Source organism: Pelagimonas phthalicica, from assembly GCF_004364805.1.
Classification (GTDB): domain Bacteria; phylum Pseudomonadota; class Alphaproteobacteria; order Rhodobacterales; family Rhodobacteraceae; genus Pelagimonas; species Pelagimonas phthalicica.
On sequence record NZ_SOAP01000003.1, the window covers coordinates 224732 to 244086 of the forward strand.

The 19355-nt window shown below is 60.4% G+C and carries 16 protein-coding genes; 6 read left to right on the forward strand and 10 right to left on the reverse strand.

Going from position 1 to position 19355, the window contains the following annotated elements:
• Genes CLV87_RS19230 through xdhA form a run of 7 tightly spaced genes read right to left on the reverse strand, consistent with a single transcriptional unit; the run spans nucleotide 1 to nucleotide 8471 of the window.
• Complete coding sequence (locus tag CLV87_RS19230; protein ID WP_166652796.1) at nucleotides 1-924, reverse strand: ABC transporter permease; 924 nt, start codon at nucleotides 922-924, stop codon at nucleotides 1-3.
• Entirely contained in the window at nucleotides 925-1239 is a 315-nt protein-coding gene (locus tag CLV87_RS19235; RefSeq protein WP_099248772.1) for a hypothetical protein, read from the reverse strand.
• Nucleotides 1236-2321, reverse strand: coding sequence for an ABC transporter permease (locus tag CLV87_RS19240; protein ID WP_099248775.1), 1086 nt, complete (start codon nucleotides 2319-2321; stop codon nucleotides 1236-1238). The genes CLV87_RS19235 and CLV87_RS19240 overlap by 4 nt, the downstream gene beginning before the upstream one ends.
• A complete protein-coding gene (locus CLV87_RS19245) occupies nucleotides 2308-3831 on the reverse strand; it encodes an ABC transporter ATP-binding protein (protein WP_099248777.1) in 1524 nt (507 codons plus the stop codon). Before CLV87_RS19245 ends, CLV87_RS19240 begins: the two co-directional genes overlap by 14 nt.
• Complete coding sequence (xdhC, locus tag CLV87_RS19250) at nucleotides 3798-4757, reverse strand: xanthine dehydrogenase accessory protein XdhC (RefSeq protein ID WP_099248779.1); 960 nt, start codon at nucleotides 4755-4757, stop codon at nucleotides 3798-3800. Before xdhC ends, CLV87_RS19245 begins: the two co-directional genes overlap by 34 nt.
• Nucleotides 4747-7068 (reverse strand): xanthine dehydrogenase molybdopterin binding subunit, encoded by a 2322-nt coding sequence (gene xdhB, locus CLV87_RS19255; RefSeq protein WP_099248781.1) that lies wholly within the window; start codon nucleotides 7066-7068, stop codon nucleotides 4747-4749. The genes xdhC and xdhB overlap by 11 nt, the downstream gene beginning before the upstream one ends.
• Nucleotides 7065-8471, reverse strand: coding sequence for a xanthine dehydrogenase small subunit (gene xdhA / locus CLV87_RS19260; RefSeq protein ID WP_099248783.1), 1407 nt, complete (start codon nucleotides 8469-8471; stop codon nucleotides 7065-7067). The genes xdhB and xdhA overlap by 4 nt, the downstream gene beginning before the upstream one ends.
• A 312-nt stretch (nucleotides 8472-8783) precedes the next feature.
• Here xdhA and dnaE point away from each other — a divergent pair, with 312 nt between their 5' ends.
• Both dnaE and CLV87_RS19270 read left to right on the forward strand, forming a co-directional pair.
• Nucleotides 8784-12284 carry a DNA polymerase III subunit alpha gene (gene dnaE, locus CLV87_RS19265; RefSeq protein WP_099248785.1) on the forward strand — a complete coding sequence of 1167 codons (3501 nt, stop codon included), beginning with the start codon at nucleotides 8784-8786 and terminating at the stop codon, nucleotides 12282-12284.
• 304 nt (nucleotides 12285-12588) lie between these two features.
• Nucleotides 12589-13578 carry a hypothetical protein gene (locus tag CLV87_RS19270; RefSeq protein ID WP_133840848.1) on the forward strand — a complete coding sequence of 330 codons (990 nt, stop codon included), beginning with the start codon at nucleotides 12589-12591 and terminating at the stop codon, nucleotides 13576-13578.
• 22 nt (nucleotides 13579-13600) lie between these two features.
• Here CLV87_RS19270 and CLV87_RS19275 read toward each other — a convergent pair whose 3' ends face one another.
• On the reverse strand, nucleotides 13601-13804 hold the full coding sequence (locus CLV87_RS19275) for a SlyX family protein (protein WP_099248789.1): 204 nt from the start codon (nucleotides 13802-13804) through the stop codon (nucleotides 13601-13603).
• 29 nt (nucleotides 13805-13833) lie between these two features.
• Nucleotides 13834-14469, reverse strand: coding sequence for a hypothetical protein (locus tag CLV87_RS19280; RefSeq protein WP_099248790.1), 636 nt, complete (start codon nucleotides 14467-14469; stop codon nucleotides 13834-13836).
• A gap of 368 nt (nucleotides 14470-14837) precedes the next feature.
• Between CLV87_RS19280 and CLV87_RS23955 the strand changes: the two genes are divergently transcribed.
• The 4 genes from CLV87_RS23955 (at nucleotide 14838) to hisG (ending at nucleotide 18323) form a co-directional block, all read left to right on the forward strand.
• Nucleotides 14838-15008: a hypothetical protein gene (locus tag CLV87_RS23955; RefSeq protein WP_166652797.1), complete on the forward strand. Its 171-nt coding sequence runs from the start codon at nucleotides 14838-14840 to the stop codon at nucleotides 15006-15008.
• A gap of 77 nt (nucleotides 15009-15085) precedes the next feature.
• Nucleotides 15086-16558, forward strand: a complete 1473-nt coding sequence (hisS, locus tag CLV87_RS19285) for a histidine--tRNA ligase (protein ID WP_099248792.1) — start codon at nucleotides 15086-15088, stop codon at nucleotides 16556-16558.
• Nucleotides 16555-17634 (forward strand): ATP phosphoribosyltransferase regulatory subunit, encoded by a 1080-nt coding sequence (locus CLV87_RS19290; protein ID WP_099248794.1) that lies wholly within the window; start codon nucleotides 16555-16557, stop codon nucleotides 17632-17634. The genes hisS and CLV87_RS19290 overlap by 4 nt, the downstream gene beginning before the upstream one ends.
• Nucleotides 17631-18323 carry an ATP phosphoribosyltransferase gene (hisG, locus tag CLV87_RS19295; RefSeq protein ID WP_099248796.1) on the forward strand — a complete coding sequence of 231 codons (693 nt, stop codon included), beginning with the start codon at nucleotides 17631-17633 and terminating at the stop codon, nucleotides 18321-18323. The genes CLV87_RS19290 and hisG overlap by 4 nt, the downstream gene beginning before the upstream one ends.
• A 111-nt stretch (nucleotides 18324-18434) precedes the next feature.
• Here the strand turns inward: hisG and yghU are convergent, their stop codons facing one another.
• Nucleotides 18435-19292 carry a glutathione-dependent disulfide-bond oxidoreductase gene (gene yghU, locus CLV87_RS19300; protein ID WP_099248798.1) on the reverse strand — a complete coding sequence of 286 codons (858 nt, stop codon included), beginning with the start codon at nucleotides 19290-19292 and terminating at the stop codon, nucleotides 18435-18437.
• Nucleotides 19293-19355 lie beyond the last annotated feature (63 nt).

Sequence of the window (19355 nt, forward strand, 5' to 3'; positions counted from 1 at the left end):
CTAATTTGACGCGTGGAACGACCGGCCAAGCGAGGCAGGAGCCCCATGCGCGCCGCGCGCCGAGATGATGACCAGCACCAGAATGGTGACAAGGTAGGGCGAGGCCGAAAGCAGCGCCACCGGCACCTTGACCCCGGCGGCTTGGAGGTTGAGTTGCAACACGGTGATGCCGCCAAAGAGATAGGCCCCCACCATGATGCGCCAGGGCCGCCAGGAGGCAAAGACCACGATGGCCAGCGCGATCCAGCCCGCACCTGCGGTCATGCCTTCGGTCCATTGCGGCACGCGCACGAGGGACAGGTAAGCCCCGCCAAGCCCTGCGCAAGCACCGCCAAACAGGATCGCCAACATGCGCACGCGCACAACCTTGTAGCCAAGCGCATGGGCGCTGTCATGGCTTTCGCCCACGGCGCGCAGGATCAGCCCGGCGCGGGTGTATTTCAGAAAGGCCCAGACCGCGATGACCAGCAGGATCGAGAGATAGACCATGATGTCATGTTTGAAGAACATGGTGCCAAGGCCGGGAATATCGGAAAGCGGGCCGAGGTCGAGCTTGGGCAGGGTGGGGGATTTGATCCCCTCATAGGGTTTGCCCAGCAGCGCCGAGAGGCCAAGCCCCGCCAGGGTCAGGCCCAGCCCGGTGGCGACCTGGTTGGACAGCAGATATTGTGTCAGGATGGCAAAGACGAGGCTAAGCAGCGCCCCCGCCCCGGCAGCGGCAGCAAAGCCGACCAGCGGAGAGGTGGTGTTGACCGCAGCGGCAAAGCCAACCACCGCGCCGGTGATCATCATGCCCTCGACCCCGAGGTTCAGCGTGCCGGATTTTTCGACCACAAGCTCGCCAATGGCGGCCAGCATGATCGGCGTGGCCGAAACCATGATCGAAGCGACGAGGAGAATGGGGGAGATTGAGCTTAGGTCCATTTAGAAAGCCTCCTGTGCGATCTCAAAGGCGATGGCGGTCGCGACTAAAAAAACAAACCAAGCAGCCAGCATCTTGAGGAGGGTTTGGACGAAGTCCCGTTTCATGTCACGAACCATGAATAGGGCCATTAAAGGGCCAGCCGCCCCGACAAGGAAATAGACCATAACATTGAGGAAAGCTTCGAGGGATATCGTCCAACCACCGAAGACCAAAAGCGCTGCGCCGACGGGGGTTGACAGAAGCAGAGCTGTGACCGCCGCCGTGCCCAAGAAGAAAAAGGCAAGGGTCAATGAAAAAGGACGGTATTCGCTCATGCTACCTCCTTCTTGGCCAGACGCAGGCGGTAATTGCTGAACACATCCGTCGCCAGCAGGAAGAAGAGCAGCATGCCCTGAAAGAGTTGGATTGCCGCGCCGGGGACGCCGAGCATCAGTTGGGCGAGCTCTCCGCCGATATAGGTCAGCGCCATCAGCAGGCCCGCCAGCAGGATGCCGATCGGGTTCAAACGGCCCAGAAAGGCGACGATGATCGCGGTAAAGCCATAGCCTGCGTTGAAATCAATGGTGATCTGACCGGCGGGGCCCGCGACTTCGAACAACCCGGCCATGCCAGCCAAAGCCCCGGACATGCCAAGGCAGAACAACACGATCCGGGTGGGATTGACGCCCGAGAAACGCGCAGCGCGCGGGGCGTCTCCGGTCAGGCGGATGTTAAAGCCCTGGATATGGCGGCTGAACAGCACATAGGCCCCGATCACCGCGATAAAGGCGGCAACCACGCCCCAATGCAGCCCGGTATTGGCGATCAGCTCACCATTATGGACGTTGCCCCATTCCTTGAAATTTCGCGAGCCGGGAAAGCCCATGCCGTCGGGATTGCGCAGGAAACCGGAAGCGGCAGAGGCCAGAATGGTCTCGGCCACATAGACCAGCATCAGCGACACAAGGATTTCATTGGTGCCCAGCTTGGTCTTGAGCAAGGCCGGGATCATCGCCCAGGCCCAGCCACCCAAAGCGCCAAAGAGCAGCATCAGCGGAAAAATCAGCGGGCTTTCAGACGGGTAGAGCGCCAGCCCCGCCCCGGCGCCACAGATCGCGCCCATGATATATTGCCCCTCGGCCCCGATATTCCAGATCCCGGCGCGAAAGCCGATGGACAGGCCAATGGCAATCAGGATCAGCGGTCCGGCTTTGACCAGCAATTGCGGGCGGGTAAAGCCCGAGAATTGCGGGCTGAATATCGGGTCCCAAAAGATCGTGCGGATCGCTTCGAACGGGTTGGCCCCCAGCATCGAGAACAGCGCGCCGCCAACGATCATGGTCAGCGCCACCGCCAAAAGCGGCGACAAAGCCACCCAGGCGCGGGAGGGTTCAGGGCGTTTTTCAAGGCGCAGCATGGGCGACCTCCATGTCATGGGCTCCGCCCATCATCAGACCGATCTGCTCCATATCCAGCCCCTGCACGGCGCGTGGCTCGGACAGGCGGCCTTCGTTCAGGGCGGCGAAGCGGTCGGAAATTTCCATAAGCTCATCAAGGTCTTGGCTGATCACCAAAATGGCGGCCCCGCCATGGGCGAGGTCAAGCAGGGCTTGGCGAATGGCCGCCGCCGCTGCCGCATCAACACCCCAGGTAGGTTGGTTGATCACCAGCAGGTCGGGCTTTTGCACGATCTCGCGCCCCACCACATATTTTTGCAGATTGCCCCCCGATAGGGCGCGCGCCGCGACCTGAGGCCCGGGCGTGCGCACGTCGAATTTGGCAATGACATCCTCGGCAAAGCTGCGCGCCTTGCCCCAGTCGATAAACCCGTTTGAGACCAGCCCGGCGCGGTGGCCGGCGGTGAGGACTCCGTTTTCGGTCAGGCTCATATCCGGGGCGGCGGCGTGGCCAAGGCGTTCCTCGGGGGCCGAGAGCAGGCCGGGCAGGCGGCGCGCACCGGGGCCATCCTGACTGACATCGCGCCCCTGAAAGGCGACGCTGCCGGGTTGCGAGAGGCGTTCGCCGGACAGGGCCATCAGCAGCTCGTCCTGACCATTGCCCGCAACCCCGCCAATGCCCAGCACCTCGCCCTGACGCAGTTCAAACGAGATATCGCGCAGCGGCGTACCAATCCCGTCCAGCGCGGGCAGCGAGAGGTTGGTGACCTTGAGCACCGTATCCCCGAGCTGCACATCACGCGCCTCGGGCGTGGCAAAGCTGCTGCCCACCATCATTTCGGCCATTTGCCGCGCCGAGGTTTCGGCGGGCGTGCAGGTGCCGACATTCTTGCCGTGACGCAGGATGGTGGCGTGATCACAGAGCGCGCGGATCTCTTCAAGCTTGTGGGAAATATAGAGGATCGAGGTGCCCTCGGATTTCAGCTTGCGCAGGGTTTCGAACAGGATGTCGACCTCTTGCGGGGTCAAGACGCTGGTGGGCTCATCCATGATCAACAGGCGCGGGTCTTGCAAAAGACAGCGAATGATTTCAACGCGTTGCCGTTCCCCGGCGGACAGGCTGGCCACATCGCGCGACGGGTCCAACGGCAACCCGTATTGTTCCGAGACCTGCCGGATACGCGCGGCCAGATCGCGGGGTTTGGGCGGGTTCTCCATGCCAAGGGCGACGTTTTCCGCCACGCTGAGCGCGTCAAAGAGCGAGAAATGCTGGAACACCATGGCGACCCCGGCCTGTCGCGCGGCCGAGGGTTTGGGCGGTGCAAAAGCCGCGCCATTCCAGGTCATCGCGCCCTTATCCGGGCTCACCAGCCCATAGATCATCTTGACCAGCGTCGATTTGCCAGCGCCGTTTTCCCCAAGCAGCGCATGAATCTCGCCCTTGCCAATGTCAAAACTGACATTGTCATTGGCGATGACGCCGGGATAGGCCTTGGTCAGCCCGTTGATGCTGAGGAGTGTGTCCTGCACGCGGTGTCCTCCTTGTTTAGCAATGTGACTAGCTGGGCCGCCACGCCGATGGCAATGGCCTGCGGGTGTTTGCCGAGAGATTTTTGACCAATTGGGCAAGTTATGCGCTGAATTTGCGCATGGTCGTGGCCAAGCTGGGTGAGGCGTTTGCGAAAGCGGGCCCATTTGGTGTCTGACCCGATCAAGCCGGCGAAACTGAACCCATGGGTGAGGGCCGCGTGACAGAGCTGAAAGTCCAGCTCATGGCTATAGGTCAGGATCAGATGCGCGGCGTCTTCGGGCGCATGGGGCATGAGCAGATGCGGCGCGCGGGCGGGGAGCTGGGTGACATTGGCCGGGATCTGCTCAGGAAAGCGATCCGGCGCGGTATCCACCCAGGTGATGGCGAATTCCGGCAGCGGATGCAGCGTGTTGACCAAGGCACGCCCCACATGGCCCGCGCCCCAGATCCACAGATCTTGTTGTGGTTTTTCAACCGGTTCGATCATCCAGCCCTGGATCAACTGCGGCTCAGGCCGGGTGCCTTGCGCACGGGCGCGATCCAGACAGCGCTGCACGGCAAGGGGCTTGTCACTCTGCGCGCCTATGGGCCGCGCCAGCACCTCATCCGCCTGCAAGCTGTGCAGCCGCGCGGCGTCGAAATGCTCGGTCAAAAGCGTCACCGCCCCACCGCAGCATTGCCCCAATTCGGGGCCAAGCGCATGGCGGCTGAGGCCGCTGGTTTCCAGCGCGCGTGCGGCGGCCTGATACTCCAAAGCCCCGCCGCCGATGGTGCCCGATTGCCTGACACTGTCGCCCTCGCGCCAGACCAGCATCGCGGCCCCAACTTCGCGCGGGGACGACCCTGCAATCTCGGCAATCACCACACGGGCAACGCGCCCATGGGCGGCGACCGCAGCGCTTATGGCATTCAGATCAATGCCCATCCCGCACCTTTTGCACCGCGCCCAAAATCCGTTCCGCTGTGGCGGGGGCGTGCAGATCCGGGTATCCCGACCCACAGCTTGCCACTGCATCCGACAGCGCCATCAGCACGGAAATCCCATGCATGAAAGGCGGCTCACCCACCGCTTTGGAGCGATAAATCGTCTCCTCGCCATTGGCGCGATCCCAAAGCGCGACGTTAAAGATGTCGGGCCGGTCAGAACAGGCGGGAATCTTGTAGGTCGAGGGCGCATGGGTGCGCAGTCGCCCCTTGGCATCCCAGACCAGTTCTTCGGTGGTGAGCCAGCCCGCGCCCTGAACAAAGCCACCCTCAACCTGACCAATATCCAGCGCCGGGTTCAGCGAGGCCCCGGCATCATGCAGGATGTCACAGCGAAGGATGCGGTTTTCCCCGGTCAACGTGTCGATCACCACCTCGCTGCAAGCCGCGCCATAGGCAAAGTAGAAAAACGGCCGCCCCTGTCCGGCAATTGGGTCCCAGCTGAGCTTGGGCGTTTTGTAAAACCCGGTGGCCGAGAGGCTGACACGCCCCTCGTAACAGCGCTTGGCGGCTTCGGCGAAGGAAATATCCTTGCCGTCGACAAAAACAACCCCGTCTTCGAAACGCACCTCATCGCCCAGATGCGCTTCCATGCGGGAACGAATGGTCTCGCAGGCCAGTTTCACCGCCATGCCGTTCAGATCAGACCCGCTCGAGGCGGCGGTGGCCGAGGTGTTGGGCACCTTGCCGGTATCGGTTGCGGTGATGCGGATCGCCTCCATGGGCTGGCCAAAGACGCTGGCAGCAACCTGCGCCACCTTCTGGAACAACCCTTGCCCCATCTCGGTGCCACCGTGATTAAGCTGGATCGAACCGTCTTGATAGACATGCACCAGCGCCCCGGCCTGATTGAGATGGGTCAGCGTAAAGGAGATGCCGAATTTCACCGGGGTCAGCGCGATGCCGCGCTTCAACACCGGATTGGCGGCGTTCCAGTCCGCCACGCGCTGACGCCGCGCGGCGTAGTCACAACCTTCCGCCAATTGCGCGACCATCTCATCCAGGTCAAAATCGTCGATTTGCTGGCCGTAATGCGTCTCATTGCGTTTCTTTGGGCCAGAAATACCCTCGGGGGGGCTCGGCATGGCCGAGCGGGGGGCAGACAGCCCCCCTCCCTCATAAAAATTCACTCGCCGCACCTGAAGGGGATCAAGCCCCAGCTCAGCCGCGATGTGATCCATCACCCGCTCCATCCCCAACATGCCCTGCGGGCCACCAAAGCCGCGAAAGGCGGTGGCGCTTTGGGTATTGGTGCGCAAACGATGGCTTTCGATCGACATGGCCGGAACGAAATAGGCATTATCCGCGTGCAGCATCGCCCGATCCGCCACCGGAAAGGACAGATCCTGCGCCCAGCCGCAGCGGGTATATTGGCGAAAGGCAAGGCCTGTCAGCCGCCCGGTCTCGTCAAAGCCAACGCGGTAAGAAATGCGGAAATCGTGGCGCTTGCCGGTGATCATGAAATCATCATCGCGGTCATAGCGCATTTTGGCCGGTTGCCCGGTGGCGGCGGCGACAACGGCGCAGGCGATGGCCAGCGCGTTGCCCTGGCTTTCCTTGCCACCAAACCCGCCACCCATGCGGCGAATCTCGACCCGGACGCTGTGCATGGGCAGGTGCAGCGCATGGGCGACCTTGTGCTGGATCTCGCTGGGATGCTGGGTCGAGCTGTGCACGACCATGTCGCCATTTTCCTGCGGCATGACCAGGGCGGCCTGACCTTCGAGATAGAAATGCTCTTGTCCGCCCATCTCGATCTCGCCCTCGATCTGATGCTGGGCCGAGGCGATGGCCTGATTGGCGTCGCCTTTGCTCCAGATACGCGGCGAGCCGTCGAACTGGCTGCTGGCGGCAAGGGCCTCATCAATGGTCAACAATGCCGGGGCTTCGTCATAGGTGATTTCACCCAGCGTCGCAGCGCGGCGCGCCGCAAGATGCGAGGTGGCAGCGACGAGAAAGATCGGCTGCCCAAGATAAGAGATCTGATCACCGGCCAGCATCGGTTCGTCATGCACCGAAGGGGAACAATCACAATCCGAGGGCAAATCATTGGCCAGCCAGACGCCGACAACGCCCGGTGCAGCGCGCACGGCGTCGAGATTGATCGAGGTGATCCTGCCGCAGGCGATTTGGCTGAGGCCAAAGGCGAGATGCAGGCAATCGGCGGGCACAGGGATGTCGTCGACATAGCGCGCGGCACCGGTCACATGCAGGCGCGCGGCGTCATGGGGGAGGGAACGGGCAACGCTCATGGGGTCACCTCCAGCACATCGGTGGCGGCCCCGAGATCTTGTAACAGATAGCGCGACAGCATGTTGCGCGCGCTGCTCAGGCGATAGTCAGCGCTGGCGCGCATATCGCTGAGCGGGGTGAAATCCTGCTCCCAGGCGGGCCAGGCGGCGGCAATCGCCTCTTCGCCCCAGACCTGACCGATCAGCGCGGTTTCCACGTGAGAGGCGCGTTTCGGAATGCCCGCCATGCCGCCAAAGGCGATGCGGGCATTTGTAACGGTGCCATCGGTGACGGTGATGTTGAACGCGCCAAGCACCGCTGAGATGTCCTGATCAAAGCGTTTGGAGAGTTTGTAGACCCTAAGCCGGTCGGGCTGTTTCGGGATTGTGATCGCCTCAACAAATTCGCCCGGGGCGCGGTCTTGTTTGCCGTAATCGAGGAAGAAGTCCTCGAGCGGCAGCGTGCGGCGGCTGTTGCCCAAACGGAGATGCAGCGCGGCGTTCAACGCGATCAGAGCCGGGGGATTGTCACCGATGGGCGAGCCATTGGCGATATTGCCGCCCAAGGTCGCTGCATTGCGCACCTGGGTGGAGGCAAAGCGGCGCAGCATTTCCGCATAAGACTGGAAGGGGGTGGCCATAAGGGCGTGAAAGCGATCCATGGTGACCATGGCACCGATGCGGAAATCTGTCTCGGTTTCACTGATTTCCCGAAGATCGGCGCAGCGGTTGAGGAAGATGGCCGGGGTGACGGGGCGGTGTTGTTTGGTCACCCAAAGCCCGACATCCGTGGCCCCGGCGATCAGGGTTGCGTCGGGGTTGGCCGCAAAGAGTTGCGCCAATTCGTCAGAGTTGGTGGGGGATTGCGCGGGGGGAGGGGGGCCGTCTGCCCCCCGGCTGTCGCCTCCCCCCGAGGATATTTCAGGCCCAAAGAAACCGGGGGCGGTTTCGGGATAGGAGGGGTTGGGTTTGTCCACGAGGGTTTCTGCGGCGCGGATGATCGGGGCATAGCCGGTGCAGCGGCAGAGATTGCCGGCCAGCACATCGTCGTGGTTTTGATCATCATTCAAATGCGCCACGGCCATGGAGACGGTGATGCCGGGCGTGCAAAAGCCGCATTGGCTGCCATGCAGGTCGATCATCGCCTGTTGCGCCGGGTGGAGCGTGTCATTGGTGGAGAGGCCTTCGACGGTGCGCACGGCCTTGCCCTGCAATTGCGGCAGGAAGAGAATGCAGGCATTCAGGGCGCGGGGGCCGTTTTCATCGGTGACCATAACGGTACAAGCGCCGCAATCGCCCTCGTTGCAGCCTTCTTTGGTGCCGGTGAGGTGTCGATTTTTGCGCAGCCAATTCAGGAGGGTGGCGTCGGGGGATACGCCGCTCAGCTCCACGCTCTCTCCGTTCAGAAGAAAGGTGATATTCATGGGTTGTGCCTGTCGCCTTACCAAATGCCCTGACCGTACAAATGTTGTGGTCAGAGTGCGCGCCCTCGATGCGACGTAGAAAACGCGCTGATCCCTGTTCTGTTGGTCAGGCTAGGGGCGGAGGGGTGAAAAAGGCAAGGGAAAAGTGTGTTTTTTTGGCGGGAGGGGTGGTGGCGATGAAAATTTGGGCGGTTTGAGCTGGGGCCGGGAGCGCCGCTCTTGCTGCGCAAATCGCCCCGCCCACCGTCCCGCTTTAGGGGCCTGCCGTTTTCGGGGTTTTCGTGGTCTGGGCGGGCGCATAGACTGGCGCGCATGACTGAGCCACGATTCATCCACCTGCGCGTCCATACTGAATATTCCCTGCTTGAGGGGGCCATGCGGCTCAAGAAATTGCCGGGCATTGTTGCGGGTATGGACATGCCTGCGGTGGCGGTGACTGATACCAATAACCTCTTTTCAGCGCTGGAGTTTTCCGTTGGGGCGGCCGGGGCGGGGGTGCAGCCGATCATGGGGTGCCAGGTGTCACTGCGCTATGTTGATCCGGCCCCGGGCGAGCGGCCCAAACCCCCGGCGGGGGTGGTGCTGCTGGCGCAGACGGAGCGCGGCTATGAGATGCTGATGAAGCTGAACTCGTGCCTCTATATGCGGCCGGGCAGTGAGCTGCCTTATGTGACGCTGAGCGAGCTGGAGGAATTCAGCGAGGATGTGATTTGCCTGTCTGGCGGTCCGGATGGCCCGGTGGGGATGTTGCTACGCGAGGGGCAGCGGGAGAAGGCCGAGGGCTTGATGACCCGGCTGAAGGGGATCTTTGGCGACCGGCTTTATGTGGAATTGCAGCGTCATCCGGAGGAGGATGGCAGCAAACCCGAGGCTGAACGGCTGTCTGAGCGCGGCTTCATCGAGATGGCCTATGGGATGGATTTGCCCTTGGTCGCGACCAATGATGTCTATTTCCCCAAGGCCGAGATGTATGAGGCCCATGATGCGATGATCTGTATCGCCGAAGGGGCCTATGTGGATCAGATTGAGCCGCGCCGCCGTTTGACCCCGCAGCATTACATGAAGACGCCGCAGGAGATGGCGGTGCTGTTTGCGGATCTGCCTGAGGCGCTGGAGAACACAGTTGAGATTGCCAAGCGCTGTGCCTTTATGGCTTATCGCCGTGATCCGATCCTGCCGAAATTTGCCGATGATGAGGTGGCCGAGCTGCGCCGCATCGCCAATGAGGGGTTGCAGAAACGTTTGGCGGTGATCCCACATGCGGCGAGCGTGGAAGAGTATCAGGAGCGGCTGGATTTTGAGCTGGGCATCATCGAGGGCATGGGGTTCCCCGGCTACTTTCTGATCGTTGCGGATTTTATCCAATGGGCCAAGGATAATGACATTCCGGTTGGGCCGGGGCGGGGGTCCGGTGCGGGGTCGCTTGTGGCTTATGCGCTGACGATCACCGACCTTGATCCTTTGCGCTACAGCCTTCTGTTTGAACGGTTTTTGAATCCGGAACGGGTGTCGATGCCGGATTTCGACATCGACTTTTGCATGGATCGCCGCGAGGAGGTGATCAAATATGTGCAGGACAAATATGGCGCGGATCGGGTTGGGCAGATCATCACCTTTGGGGCGCTTTTGTCCAAGGCGGCGGTGCGCGATATGGGGCGGGTTTTGCAGATGCCCTATGGGCAGGTGGATCGCCTGTCCAAGATGATCCCGGTTGAGGGGGTCAAACCGGTGTCGATTGAGCAAGCCTTGCAGCAAGAGGAACGGCTGCGCGATGAGGCGAAGAACGAAGAGGTTGTTGACCGGCTGCTGAAATACGGGATGCAGGTTGAGGGGCTGCTGCGATCCGCCGGGACCCACGCGGCGGGGGTGGTGATTGCGGATCGGCCCACAGATGAGCTGGTGCCGCTCTATCGCGATCCGCGATCCGACATGCCCGCAACCCAGTTCAATATGAAATGGGTGGAACAGGCCGGGCTGGTCAAGTTCGACTTTCTGGGTTTGAAGACGCTGACGGTGATCCAGAACGCCATGGATTTGATTTTCAAATCCGGGCGGGATCTGCACACGGCTGCGGATGGCGCGCAGCTTTATGAACCTGCCGAAGGGGCCGAGAACCAGATCAACGCCATCCCGCTGGATGATGAGGCAACTTATAAGCTCTATTCAGCGGCGAAAACCGTGGCGGTGTTCCAGGTGGAATCCACCGGGATGATGGACGCGCTGAAGCGGATGAAGCCGACCTGTATCGAGGATATTGTTGCGCTTGTGGCTCTGTATCGTCCCGGCCCGATGGAGAATATTCCAACCTATTGTGAGGTGAAAAACGGGCTGAAGGAGATCACCTCGGTCCATCCGCTGATTGACCACATCCTTGAAGAAACGCAGGGAATTATCGTTTATCAGGAACAGGTTATGCAGATTGCCCAGGTCATGGCCGGGTATAGTCTGGGTGGGGCGGACCTGTTGCGCCGCGCCATGGGTAAAAAGATCAAAGAGGCGATGGATGCCGAGCGGCCCAAGTTCGAAAAGGGCGCGGGAGAGAATGGCGTGGATGCCAAGAAGGCCTCGGAGGTCTTTGACCTCTTGGAGAAGTTCGCGAATTACGGCTTTAACAAATCCCACGCGGCGGCCTATGCGGTTGTGTCCTATCAAACGGGGTGGCTGAAGGCGAACCATCCGGTGGAGTTCATGGCCGGGGTGATGAACTGCGATATTCACCTGACGGACAAGCTGGCGATCTATTTCGAAGAGGTCCGCAAGGGGTTGAAACTGCCCTATGTGCCGCCTTGTGTGAACCGGTCTTTGGCGACGTTTGATGTGGTGAACAGAGAGCTGGTCTATGCGCTGGGCGCGTTGAAGAATGTAGGCGTCGAGGCGATGAATCTGGTGTCTGAGGCGAGAGGCGACCAGCAATTTGTTTCGCTCTTTGATTTTGCCCGCCGGGTGGAATTGAAGAAAGTTGGCAAGCGCCCGCTAGAGATGATGGCGCGGGCCGGGGCCTTTGATATTCTCGACAGCAACCGCCGCCGGGTGTTTGACAGTCTGGATGCGCTGGTGGCCTATTCGACCGCGATCCATGAACAACGCGCCTCGGCGCAGGTGTCGCTGTTTGGCGAGGCCGGGGATGACCTGCCCGAGCCGCGCATGTCGCCGGTGCCCGATTGGCTGCCTGCTGAGCGTTTGGCCGAGGAGTTCAAGGCGATTGGGTTCTACCTGTCGGGCCATCCGCTGGATGACTATATGGTGGCGCTGAAACGCTCGGATGTGATGACCTTGGACGAGGTGACGGCCAAGGCCGAAGGCGCGCCGCTGGTGGCCAAGCTGGCGGGGGTTGTTGCTGGACGGCAGGAACGCAAATCCGCGCGGGGCAACCGCTTTGCCTTTGCTCAGCTCAGCGACCCGACCGGGGCCTATGAGGTGACGCTGTTCTCGGAAGCTTTGGAAAAATCACGGGAATACCTTGATACCGGGTCCAAGGTGGTGATCACGGTGGAGGCAACGATGGAAAGTGACCAGCTGAAATTGCTGGGCCGTTCGGTGATGCCGGTTGAGAATGCGGTCAGCGGCAACACCGTCGCGGGGATGCGGATTTTTGTCGAAAACGCCATGGCCTTGCAGCAGATCGCCTCGGTGCTTGGGCGCGCCAAAGAGCAGATGCCAAAGGCACAGCGCGGCCCGGTGCATATTTGCCTGAACGATCACGGGTTGCCGGGAGAGGTGGAGCTGGACCTGAAACAGGCCTTTCCTGTGACGCCCGAAACCCGCGGCGCGGTGAAATCGCTGGATGGTGTGCTGGCGGTCGAGGAGTTTTAACCGGCGCGCGCAAGATTAGCAGAGCGACAGAGGTTCGCACCCGAGACCGGGGCGGGCTATCCGGGGTGGCGATTGCCCTAAATTTGTAAAACGCCGTAGGGTACATTTACGGAAGAGATTTCGCACCCGCCCTGGGGGCGGGGTCGGGTGAGAACCGGATTGCAAGCAATCCGGGGCCATAAAATTGCGGTTCCGAATTCTCGGAGACCTGTCTCGCGAAATCTTGCCACCCTATCCATTGGGTTTGTGGACGCGAGGGGGCGGATTGGGCTAAGACGTCCCGGTGGGAATAAAGGGGGCGTTGATGCAGCGCGTATTATTGTCTTTGGCGGTTGCAACCGTATTGGCGGGCTGTGGCGATCCGTTAAGGGACGTTCCCAAATTGCAGGATGTTGAGGTCAACCCGGCGGCTGGGCAGGCGGATGCGCTGGCAGATCCGGTGGATGCGGCCATTGCCGATGTCATCGGCGAGGCGCGCCCGGAGCCGGTGGCCGAAGACAAACCGCGCGGTGGCTTGCTGGGGTTCCTGGGGCGTCGCGCCGAAAAAGCCAAGGAAAGCGCACCGGTTGAGGCTGAGATTGACGTCGCGAGCGAGGAGCCTGTCCTGGAGGTGGCGGATACTGGTGATGCTCCAGAGGGGGTACCTGAAGCAGAAGAACCCGTGCAAGTCGCAGCCCTTGTGGCCCCGGTCGAACCGGAGACCCCCAAGAAACGCCGTGGTTTGTTCCGGTTGGGCGGCGGGTCGTCCTCGGACAGCACCCCCAAGAAACGCAAATCTGCCAATGCTCCGAAACCCGGTGATCCAGATTATCAGCAAGTGGCGATGGGCACCTCGCTGCCCTATGGTCAGATCGCGCGGGTCTGCAAGGTGCCGAAATCGCAGCTGGGCAGCAAGGTGGATCAATGGCCGGATAAGGGCCGGGGCTATACCCTTTATGACAGCGCGCCGGGCGGCACCGGGCAGCGCAGCTTTTATCTGACCGGGTTTGACGATGGCTGCGCGCGGGTCTTTACGGCGGCTTTGGTGCTGTTTGCCTCGCCTGAGACCTATGAGGCGATCCATTATGGCACCGCGCGCAAGGCTGTGTCGACCTCGAGCACGGATGATGCCTATGAGCGGGTAAAATCGCGGATTTGTCGCGTGGGCAAGGGCAAGCCCTGTGGCTCCAAAATGAGCAAGCTGGCGAAAACCACCGTGTTTGTCACCGTTTACGAACGCTTTGGCGGCAGCCCGCGCTGGAAGAATTTCCTGCTGCATGACGGGCAGTTGGAGGCGATGGATATCAAATCCTGACCTTTGGGGCGGGGCTAAGGCCCTACCAATGCGGCGGGCGTTCATCTCCGATGACAATGCCACCGCCGCCCTCGGCTTCCCGTTCAGCCTCGCGCTGCATTAACATCAGCACCCGATCTGAAAGCACCTTAAGCTCTTTATCCTGCCGCACCACGGTGTCCGAGAGATCATCCACCACCCGTAGCAAATGGGCGATACGTTCTTCGAGATGGGTGGTGTCGGTCATGATATGCCCTTTGGGATTGCCTGCACATGCTATGCGGCAAGGCTGGTCATGTCTTCAAGCCTGGTTCCAGCAAATTTTTCGAGGAGCCGCCGCGCCTCTTCGAAGTTGCCGCCTTTTTCGCGCACAATTGCGTAAAGCCGCCTGAGTTCCACCAACCCCGGCTCGCTGATGTGGATGTCCTCGACATCAACCCAGTACAGGAATTTTTTCGGCGGCTTGCGGTAATTGGCCAGTTTGGCGGTAAAGCTGGGTCGCTTGTCGCGCTGCGTGGGATCGAACTTGCAAAGCAGATCGAAAATCTGGTCCTGGCTGATCGACCGCTTCTGTTCCTGACGGAAAGCGACAGGAAACAAGATTACAAAGGCGGCGATCTTGGCGTCTTTCTTTGCTGTTTTGGCTTTGTCAGCAGGCGGAGGGGAGGTCGGCGCAGGAGGGATCTTCTGTGTTTGATCGGTCACATTTTGCTGATTGACAGGAATGGTTTCGTTAAGGATTTGAATTGTTTGCAGGACATTGTTATAGTCACGCTCAAGAGCCGCAGGGCAACCGGCGGCATGATAATCGTCCACAAAGCGACGTAGAGGCATAACACAGGAATCGAGCTGGTTTACCAACTCTTTGACGTCTTGGCGCAGGGAATCGGCGGGAACGCCGTCATGTGCCATCTTGGGAGCCTTTCTAGCTTTGCGCGGCCTAGTATAATGCGCACTTAGCTATGGTGGCGCAGTCTACGTGGTTGTACGTCTTTCAAGTGTTGCATAGATCATGTTGACGCATTCTAGCGTCGAATAGCCTATTTCACAAAGAGCAAAAGATATAATCGGCTATACCTCTGTAAAATATGCATAATTTTAAAATATATAATAGGCTATAGTTGATCTGGGTTGAATTGGCTCAGTGTTTTCTTGATTCGTTTCAATAGGATGAACTGCTTTGGTGGCTTTCGCCCCAAGGGAGCGACCGCTGCCAATGCTTATAGGCTGACAGACCGCTCCAATGAGGGCATCGCAACTTTGTCCGAAAGGGTTTGGAGATGAAAACTGCCTTCTTGATCTGTGTGTGCCTGGCTTGCTTGCTGGTCCTGCTGAAAAACCAAATCTGGAGCACCGGCACGACGCTGGCGCTCGACATTCTGCTGGCAAGTATTGTTTTTGCCTGCGTCGGTGCGTTGATCGTGCATTGGAAACTCAGCCGCAAAGGCTGAAATCCCCCTGTTTGCTTGCCCCGAGCCATCGGGGCAGGTAGAGGGGGCGCATCGGATTTATCAAGCCGGATGAGACAATGGCAAAAGTGAAAAAAGCACCACGCCCCAAGGCCCAGACGCCCAAGGGGTTCCGCGACTATTTCGGGACAGAAGTCACCGAGCGCGCCCATATGCTGAAAACGATTGCCGAGGTCTACCATCAATACGGGTTTGATGCGCTGGAAAGCTCGGCTGTTGAGACGGTTGAAGCGCTGGGCAAGTTCCTGCCCGATGTCGACCGCCCAAATGAGGGTGTGTTTGCCTGGCAGGACGAAGATGATGCCTGGATGGCGTTGCGCTATGATTTGACCGCGCCTTTGGCCCGCGTTTATGCGCAGTATCGCAACGACCTGCCGTTGCCCTATCGCCGCTATGCCATGGGGCCGGTCTGGCGCAATGAAAAGCCGGGGCCGGGGCGTTATCGTCAGTTTTATCAGTGTGATGCGGATACGGTTGGCGCGGCCAATGTCGCCGCCGATGCCGAGATTTGTGCGATGCTGTCGGACACGCTGGAGCGTGTGGGCATTCCACGCGGTGACTATGTCGTGCGGGTGAACAACCGCAAGGTGTTGAACGGCGTGTTGGAGGCGATGGGCGTCACCGATGAGGCTCAGGCCGCCGATGTGCTGCGCACCATCGACAAGTTCGACAAGGTCGGAGAGGCTGGTGTGCGCGAGCTGCTCGGCAAGGGGCGGTTGGATGCTTCGGGCGCTTACATCGACGGTGTCGGGCTGAGCGAAGATCAGGCAGAGCCGGTGATTGCGTTTTTGACCTCGAAAGATGCCGATGTCGCCAAGACCTTTGCCAATTTGCGCGACGCAATTGGATCATCCGCCATTGGCGCGGAAGGCGTGGCTGAGCTGGAAAAGATTGGCAATCTTTTGGCCGCCCAGAATTACGGGTCGGACAGGATCGAGATCGATCCGAGTGTCGTGCGCGGGTTGGGCTATTACACCGGGCCGGTGTTTGAGGCCGAGCTGACCTTTGAAATCCTCGATGAGAAGGGGCGCAAACGTCAGTTTGGCTCGGTCTCGGGGGGCGGGCGTTATGACGATCTGGTCAAGCGCTTTACCGGGCAGGCGGTGCCTGCGACGGGGGTTTCGATTGGTGTTGACCGTCTGCTGGCGGCCCTGCGCGAAAAGGGCCGTATTGGTGGCAAGGTCACCGGGCCGGTGGTTGTCACGGTCATGGATAAGGACCGCATGGCCGATTACCAGAGCATGGTGGCCGAGCTGCGCAATGCCGGTATTCGCGCCGAGGTCTATCTGGGCAACCCCAAGAACTTTGGCAATCAGCTGAAATATGCAGATAAACGCCAAAGCCCGGTTGCGGTGATCGAGGGTGGCGATGAACATGCCAATGGGGTGGTGCAGATCAAGGACCTGATCCTTGGCGCTCAGATTGCTGAGAATGCCACGCTGGAGGAATGGAAAGAGCGCCCAAGCCAATACGAAGTGCCGCGCGGCGAACTGGTCGCCAAGGTGCGCGAGATCCTGGACCTGCACGCATGAGCCTGAAACAGATCAACGCCAAGGCCGCTGCATTGCGCGCTGCCTTTGAGGCGGCGGGGGCTGAGGTGGTCGATTGCGACATCCTGCTTCCGGCTGAAATTTTTCTAGACCTTTATGGCGAAGACGTGCGCACCCGCGCCTATATGTCCTCGGACCCGGCGCGGGGCGAGGTGATGCTGCGCCCGGATTTTACCGTGCCGGTGGTGCAGAAACATATGGATGAGGGGGCAGAACCGGCGCGCTATACCTATAGCGGTGCGGTGTTCCGCCGTCAGGAAGAGCATCCCGAACGCGCCTCGGAATATGTTCAGGTGGGCTATGAGGTCTTTGACCGCGAAGACCCAGAGGCGGCGGATGCCGAGGTCTTTGCCCTGTTCCAACAGGTGCTGGCCCCGCATGGCTTGCGCGCTGTGACCGGCGATATCGGCATTCTGACGGCGGCTGTGCAGGGGTTGGACACGTCCGAGCGGCGGCGCAAGGCGTTGATGCGCCATATCTGGCGTCCGCGCCGGTTCCGCGCTTTGCTGGATCGGTTTTCGGGTCGCGCCCCGGTGCCGCCCTCGCGCGCGGCTTTGCTGGCCTCGGCGGATCCGATGGCGGATCGCGGGCCGCAAATCGGCCTGCGCTCCGAGGCGGAAATTGCCGAGCGCATCGCGGTTCTGCGCACCGACGCCGAGGAACCACATCTGTCCAAAGGCCAGGTGGAGCTGATCGAGGCGATCCTCAAAGTCAGCGAGACTTGCAGTTTTGCCCTAGAACATCTGCGCGACATCGCCGTCGACCTGCCCGCCATTTCCGGCGCGGTCGAACGGTTTGCCCGCCGCTGCGAGGCCTTGGCGGCACGGGGTGTGGCAGTTGAGCAGCTTGATTTCGAGGCCAGCTATGGCCGCAGCTCGATGGAATATTATGACGGGTTTGTCTTTGGCTTCCTGTCCAACCAATTGGGAACGCCGCCGGTGGCGACGGGCGGGCGCTATGACGCTCTGACCCGCCATCTCGGGCAGGGCCGGGAAATCCCGGCTGTTGGCGGCGTGATCCGCCCGGGTGTTCTGCTTGATCTGGAGGGGCGGTCATGAGCCTCAAACTGGGGGTGCCGTCCAAGGGGCGGCTGATGGAAAAGACTTTTGACTGGTTTGGCGCGCGCGGTGTCGGGCTGAAACGCACCGGGTCGGATCGCGAATATGCCGGGGCTGTTGACGGGGTCGATGGCGTCGAACTGGTGCTGCTCTCAGCCGGGGAAATCCCGCGTGAGCTGGCGGCGGGCCATATCCATCTGGGCGTGACCGGGATGGATCTGATCCAGGAAAAGCTGGTGCAATGGGATCAAAAGGTTGAACCTTTGGCCGAGCTCGGCTTTGGCCATGCGGATCTGATCCTGGCCGTGCCCAATTGCTGGGTGGATGTGAACACGCTGGATGATCTCGATGCGGCGGCGGCGGCCTTTCGTGAAGCCCACGGGTTCCGCATGCGCATTGCCACGAAATACCACCGCCTGGTGCGGCAATATCTGCATCACGCGGGTGTGGCCGATTACCAATTGGTGGACAGTCAGGGGGCAACCGAAGGCACGATCAAGAACCTGACCTCGGAAGCGGTGGCTGACATCACCTCATCCGGTGAAACCCTGCGCGCCAACCACCTCAAGATCCTTGAGGAAGAGCCGGTTCTGCGCTCACAAGCGACCCTGTTTCGCAGCCGGGTTGCAAAGCCAGAAGGCGCAGATCGCGTCGCCTTGGACGCTTTGCGCGATAAACTGAGCGTCTGAGCGGAACCATCTGACCCTAGGTTTCTTTGGGCCAAAAATATCCTGGGGGTCCGGGGGCAAAGCCCCCGGCAACTCCGTTGACGAAATTTTTGCCAACAGGATCTTTGCCCGTTACTCCGCGGGCGCTTTTTCCTTCCGGGCATCGAAATCTGCCGCCGAGTGACGCTCGCGCAGCTGCTCATGCTCTTCGCCCCAGCTCTTATTGACCATACGGCCCCGCTGTACCGCAGGACGTGCCGCAATCTCATTCGCCCAGCGGATCACGTTTTCGTATTCGTGCACCTGCAGGAACTCTGCCGCATTATACTGGTTGCCGATCACCAGATTGCCATACCACGGGAAAATGGCGATATCAGCAATGGTGTAATCCTCACCCGAGATGAATGTGTTCTTGGCCAATTGCTTGTCCAGCACATCCAGCTGACGCTTCACTTCCATCGCAAAGCGGTTGATCGGGTATTCCATCGGGTAGGGCGCATAGGCGTAGAAATGGCCAAAACCGCCGCCCAGATAAGGCGCGCTACCCATCTGCCAGAACAGCCAGCTGAGCATTTCGGCGCGATTTTCCGGCTTGCCCAGAAAGGCGTCGAACTTTTCAGCCAAATGCATCAGGATCGCGGCGCTTTCAAACACACGCACCGGTTCGTCACCGGAATAATCCAACAGGGCCGGGATCTTGGAGTTTGGATTGACATCTACAAAGCCCGAGCCAAACTGGTCGCCTTCGCCGATATTGATCAGCCAGGCATCGTATTCCGCGTCATGTCCGGCTTCGAGCAGTTCTTCGAGCATCACGGTGACTTTGACGCCGTTCGGAGTCGCCAACGAGTGCAGTTGCAACTTGTGCTCACCACGGGGCAGCTCTTTGTCATGGGTGGCCCCGGCGATGGGGCGGTTCAGCGACGCCCATTGGCCGCCATTTTCCTTGTCCCAGGTCCAGACCTTGGGTGGGGTATACTCTTCGGTCATCTGCGTTTCCCTTTCCTTTGAGCGCTAACCTAACCCGGTCCGCGCAGATTGCTAGGGTGAGGA

Bases quoted from the DNA above. Each gene is read 5' to 3' on its own strand.
- CLV87_RS19235 (WP_099248772.1), bottom strand. From the start codon at position 1,239: ATGAGCGAATACCGTCCTTTTTCATTGACCCTTGCCTTTTTCTTCTTG.
- yghU (WP_099248798.1), bottom strand. From the start codon at position 19,292: ATGACCGAAGAGTATACCCCACCCAAGGTCTGGACCTGGGACAAGGAA.
- xdhA (WP_099248783.1), bottom strand. From the start codon at position 8,471: ATGAATATCACCTTTCTTCTGAACGGAGAGAGCGTGGAGCTGAGCGGC.
- CLV87_RS19275 (WP_099248789.1), bottom strand. From the start codon at position 13,804: ATGACCGACACCACCCATCTCGAAGAACGTATCGCCCATTTGCTACGG.
- CLV87_RS19290 (WP_099248794.1), top strand. From the start codon at position 16,555: ATGAGCCTGAAACAGATCAACGCCAAGGCCGCTGCATTGCGCGCTGCC.
- hisG (WP_099248796.1), top strand. From the start codon at position 17,631: ATGAGCCTCAAACTGGGGGTGCCGTCCAAGGGGCGGCTGATGGAAAAG.
- hisS (WP_099248792.1), top strand. From the start codon at position 15,086: ATGGCAAAAGTGAAAAAAGCACCACGCCCCAAGGCCCAGACGCCCAAG.
- xdhC (WP_099248779.1), bottom strand. From the start codon at position 4,757: ATGGGCATTGATCTGAATGCCATAAGCGCTGCGGTCGCCGCCCATGGG.
- CLV87_RS19280 (WP_099248790.1), bottom strand. From the start codon at position 14,469: ATGGCACATGACGGCGTTCCCGCCGATTCCCTGCGCCAAGACGTCAAA.
- CLV87_RS19230 (WP_166652796.1), bottom strand. From the start codon at position 924: ATGGACCTAAGCTCAATCTCCCCCATTCTCCTCGTCGCTTCGATCATG.
- xdhB (WP_099248781.1), bottom strand. From the start codon at position 7,068: ATGAGCGTTGCCCGTTCCCTCCCCCATGACGCCGCGCGCCTGCATGTG.
- dnaE (WP_099248785.1), top strand. From the start codon at position 8,784: ATGACTGAGCCACGATTCATCCACCTGCGCGTCCATACTGAATATTCC.
- CLV87_RS23955 (WP_166652797.1), top strand. From the start codon at position 14,838: ATGAAAACTGCCTTCTTGATCTGTGTGTGCCTGGCTTGCTTGCTGGTC.
- CLV87_RS19270 (WP_133840848.1), top strand. From the start codon at position 12,589: ATGCAGCGCGTATTATTGTCTTTGGCGGTTGCAACCGTATTGGCGGGC.
- CLV87_RS19240 (WP_099248775.1), bottom strand. From the start codon at position 2,321: ATGCTGCGCCTTGAAAAACGCCCTGAACCCTCCCGCGCCTGGGTGGCT.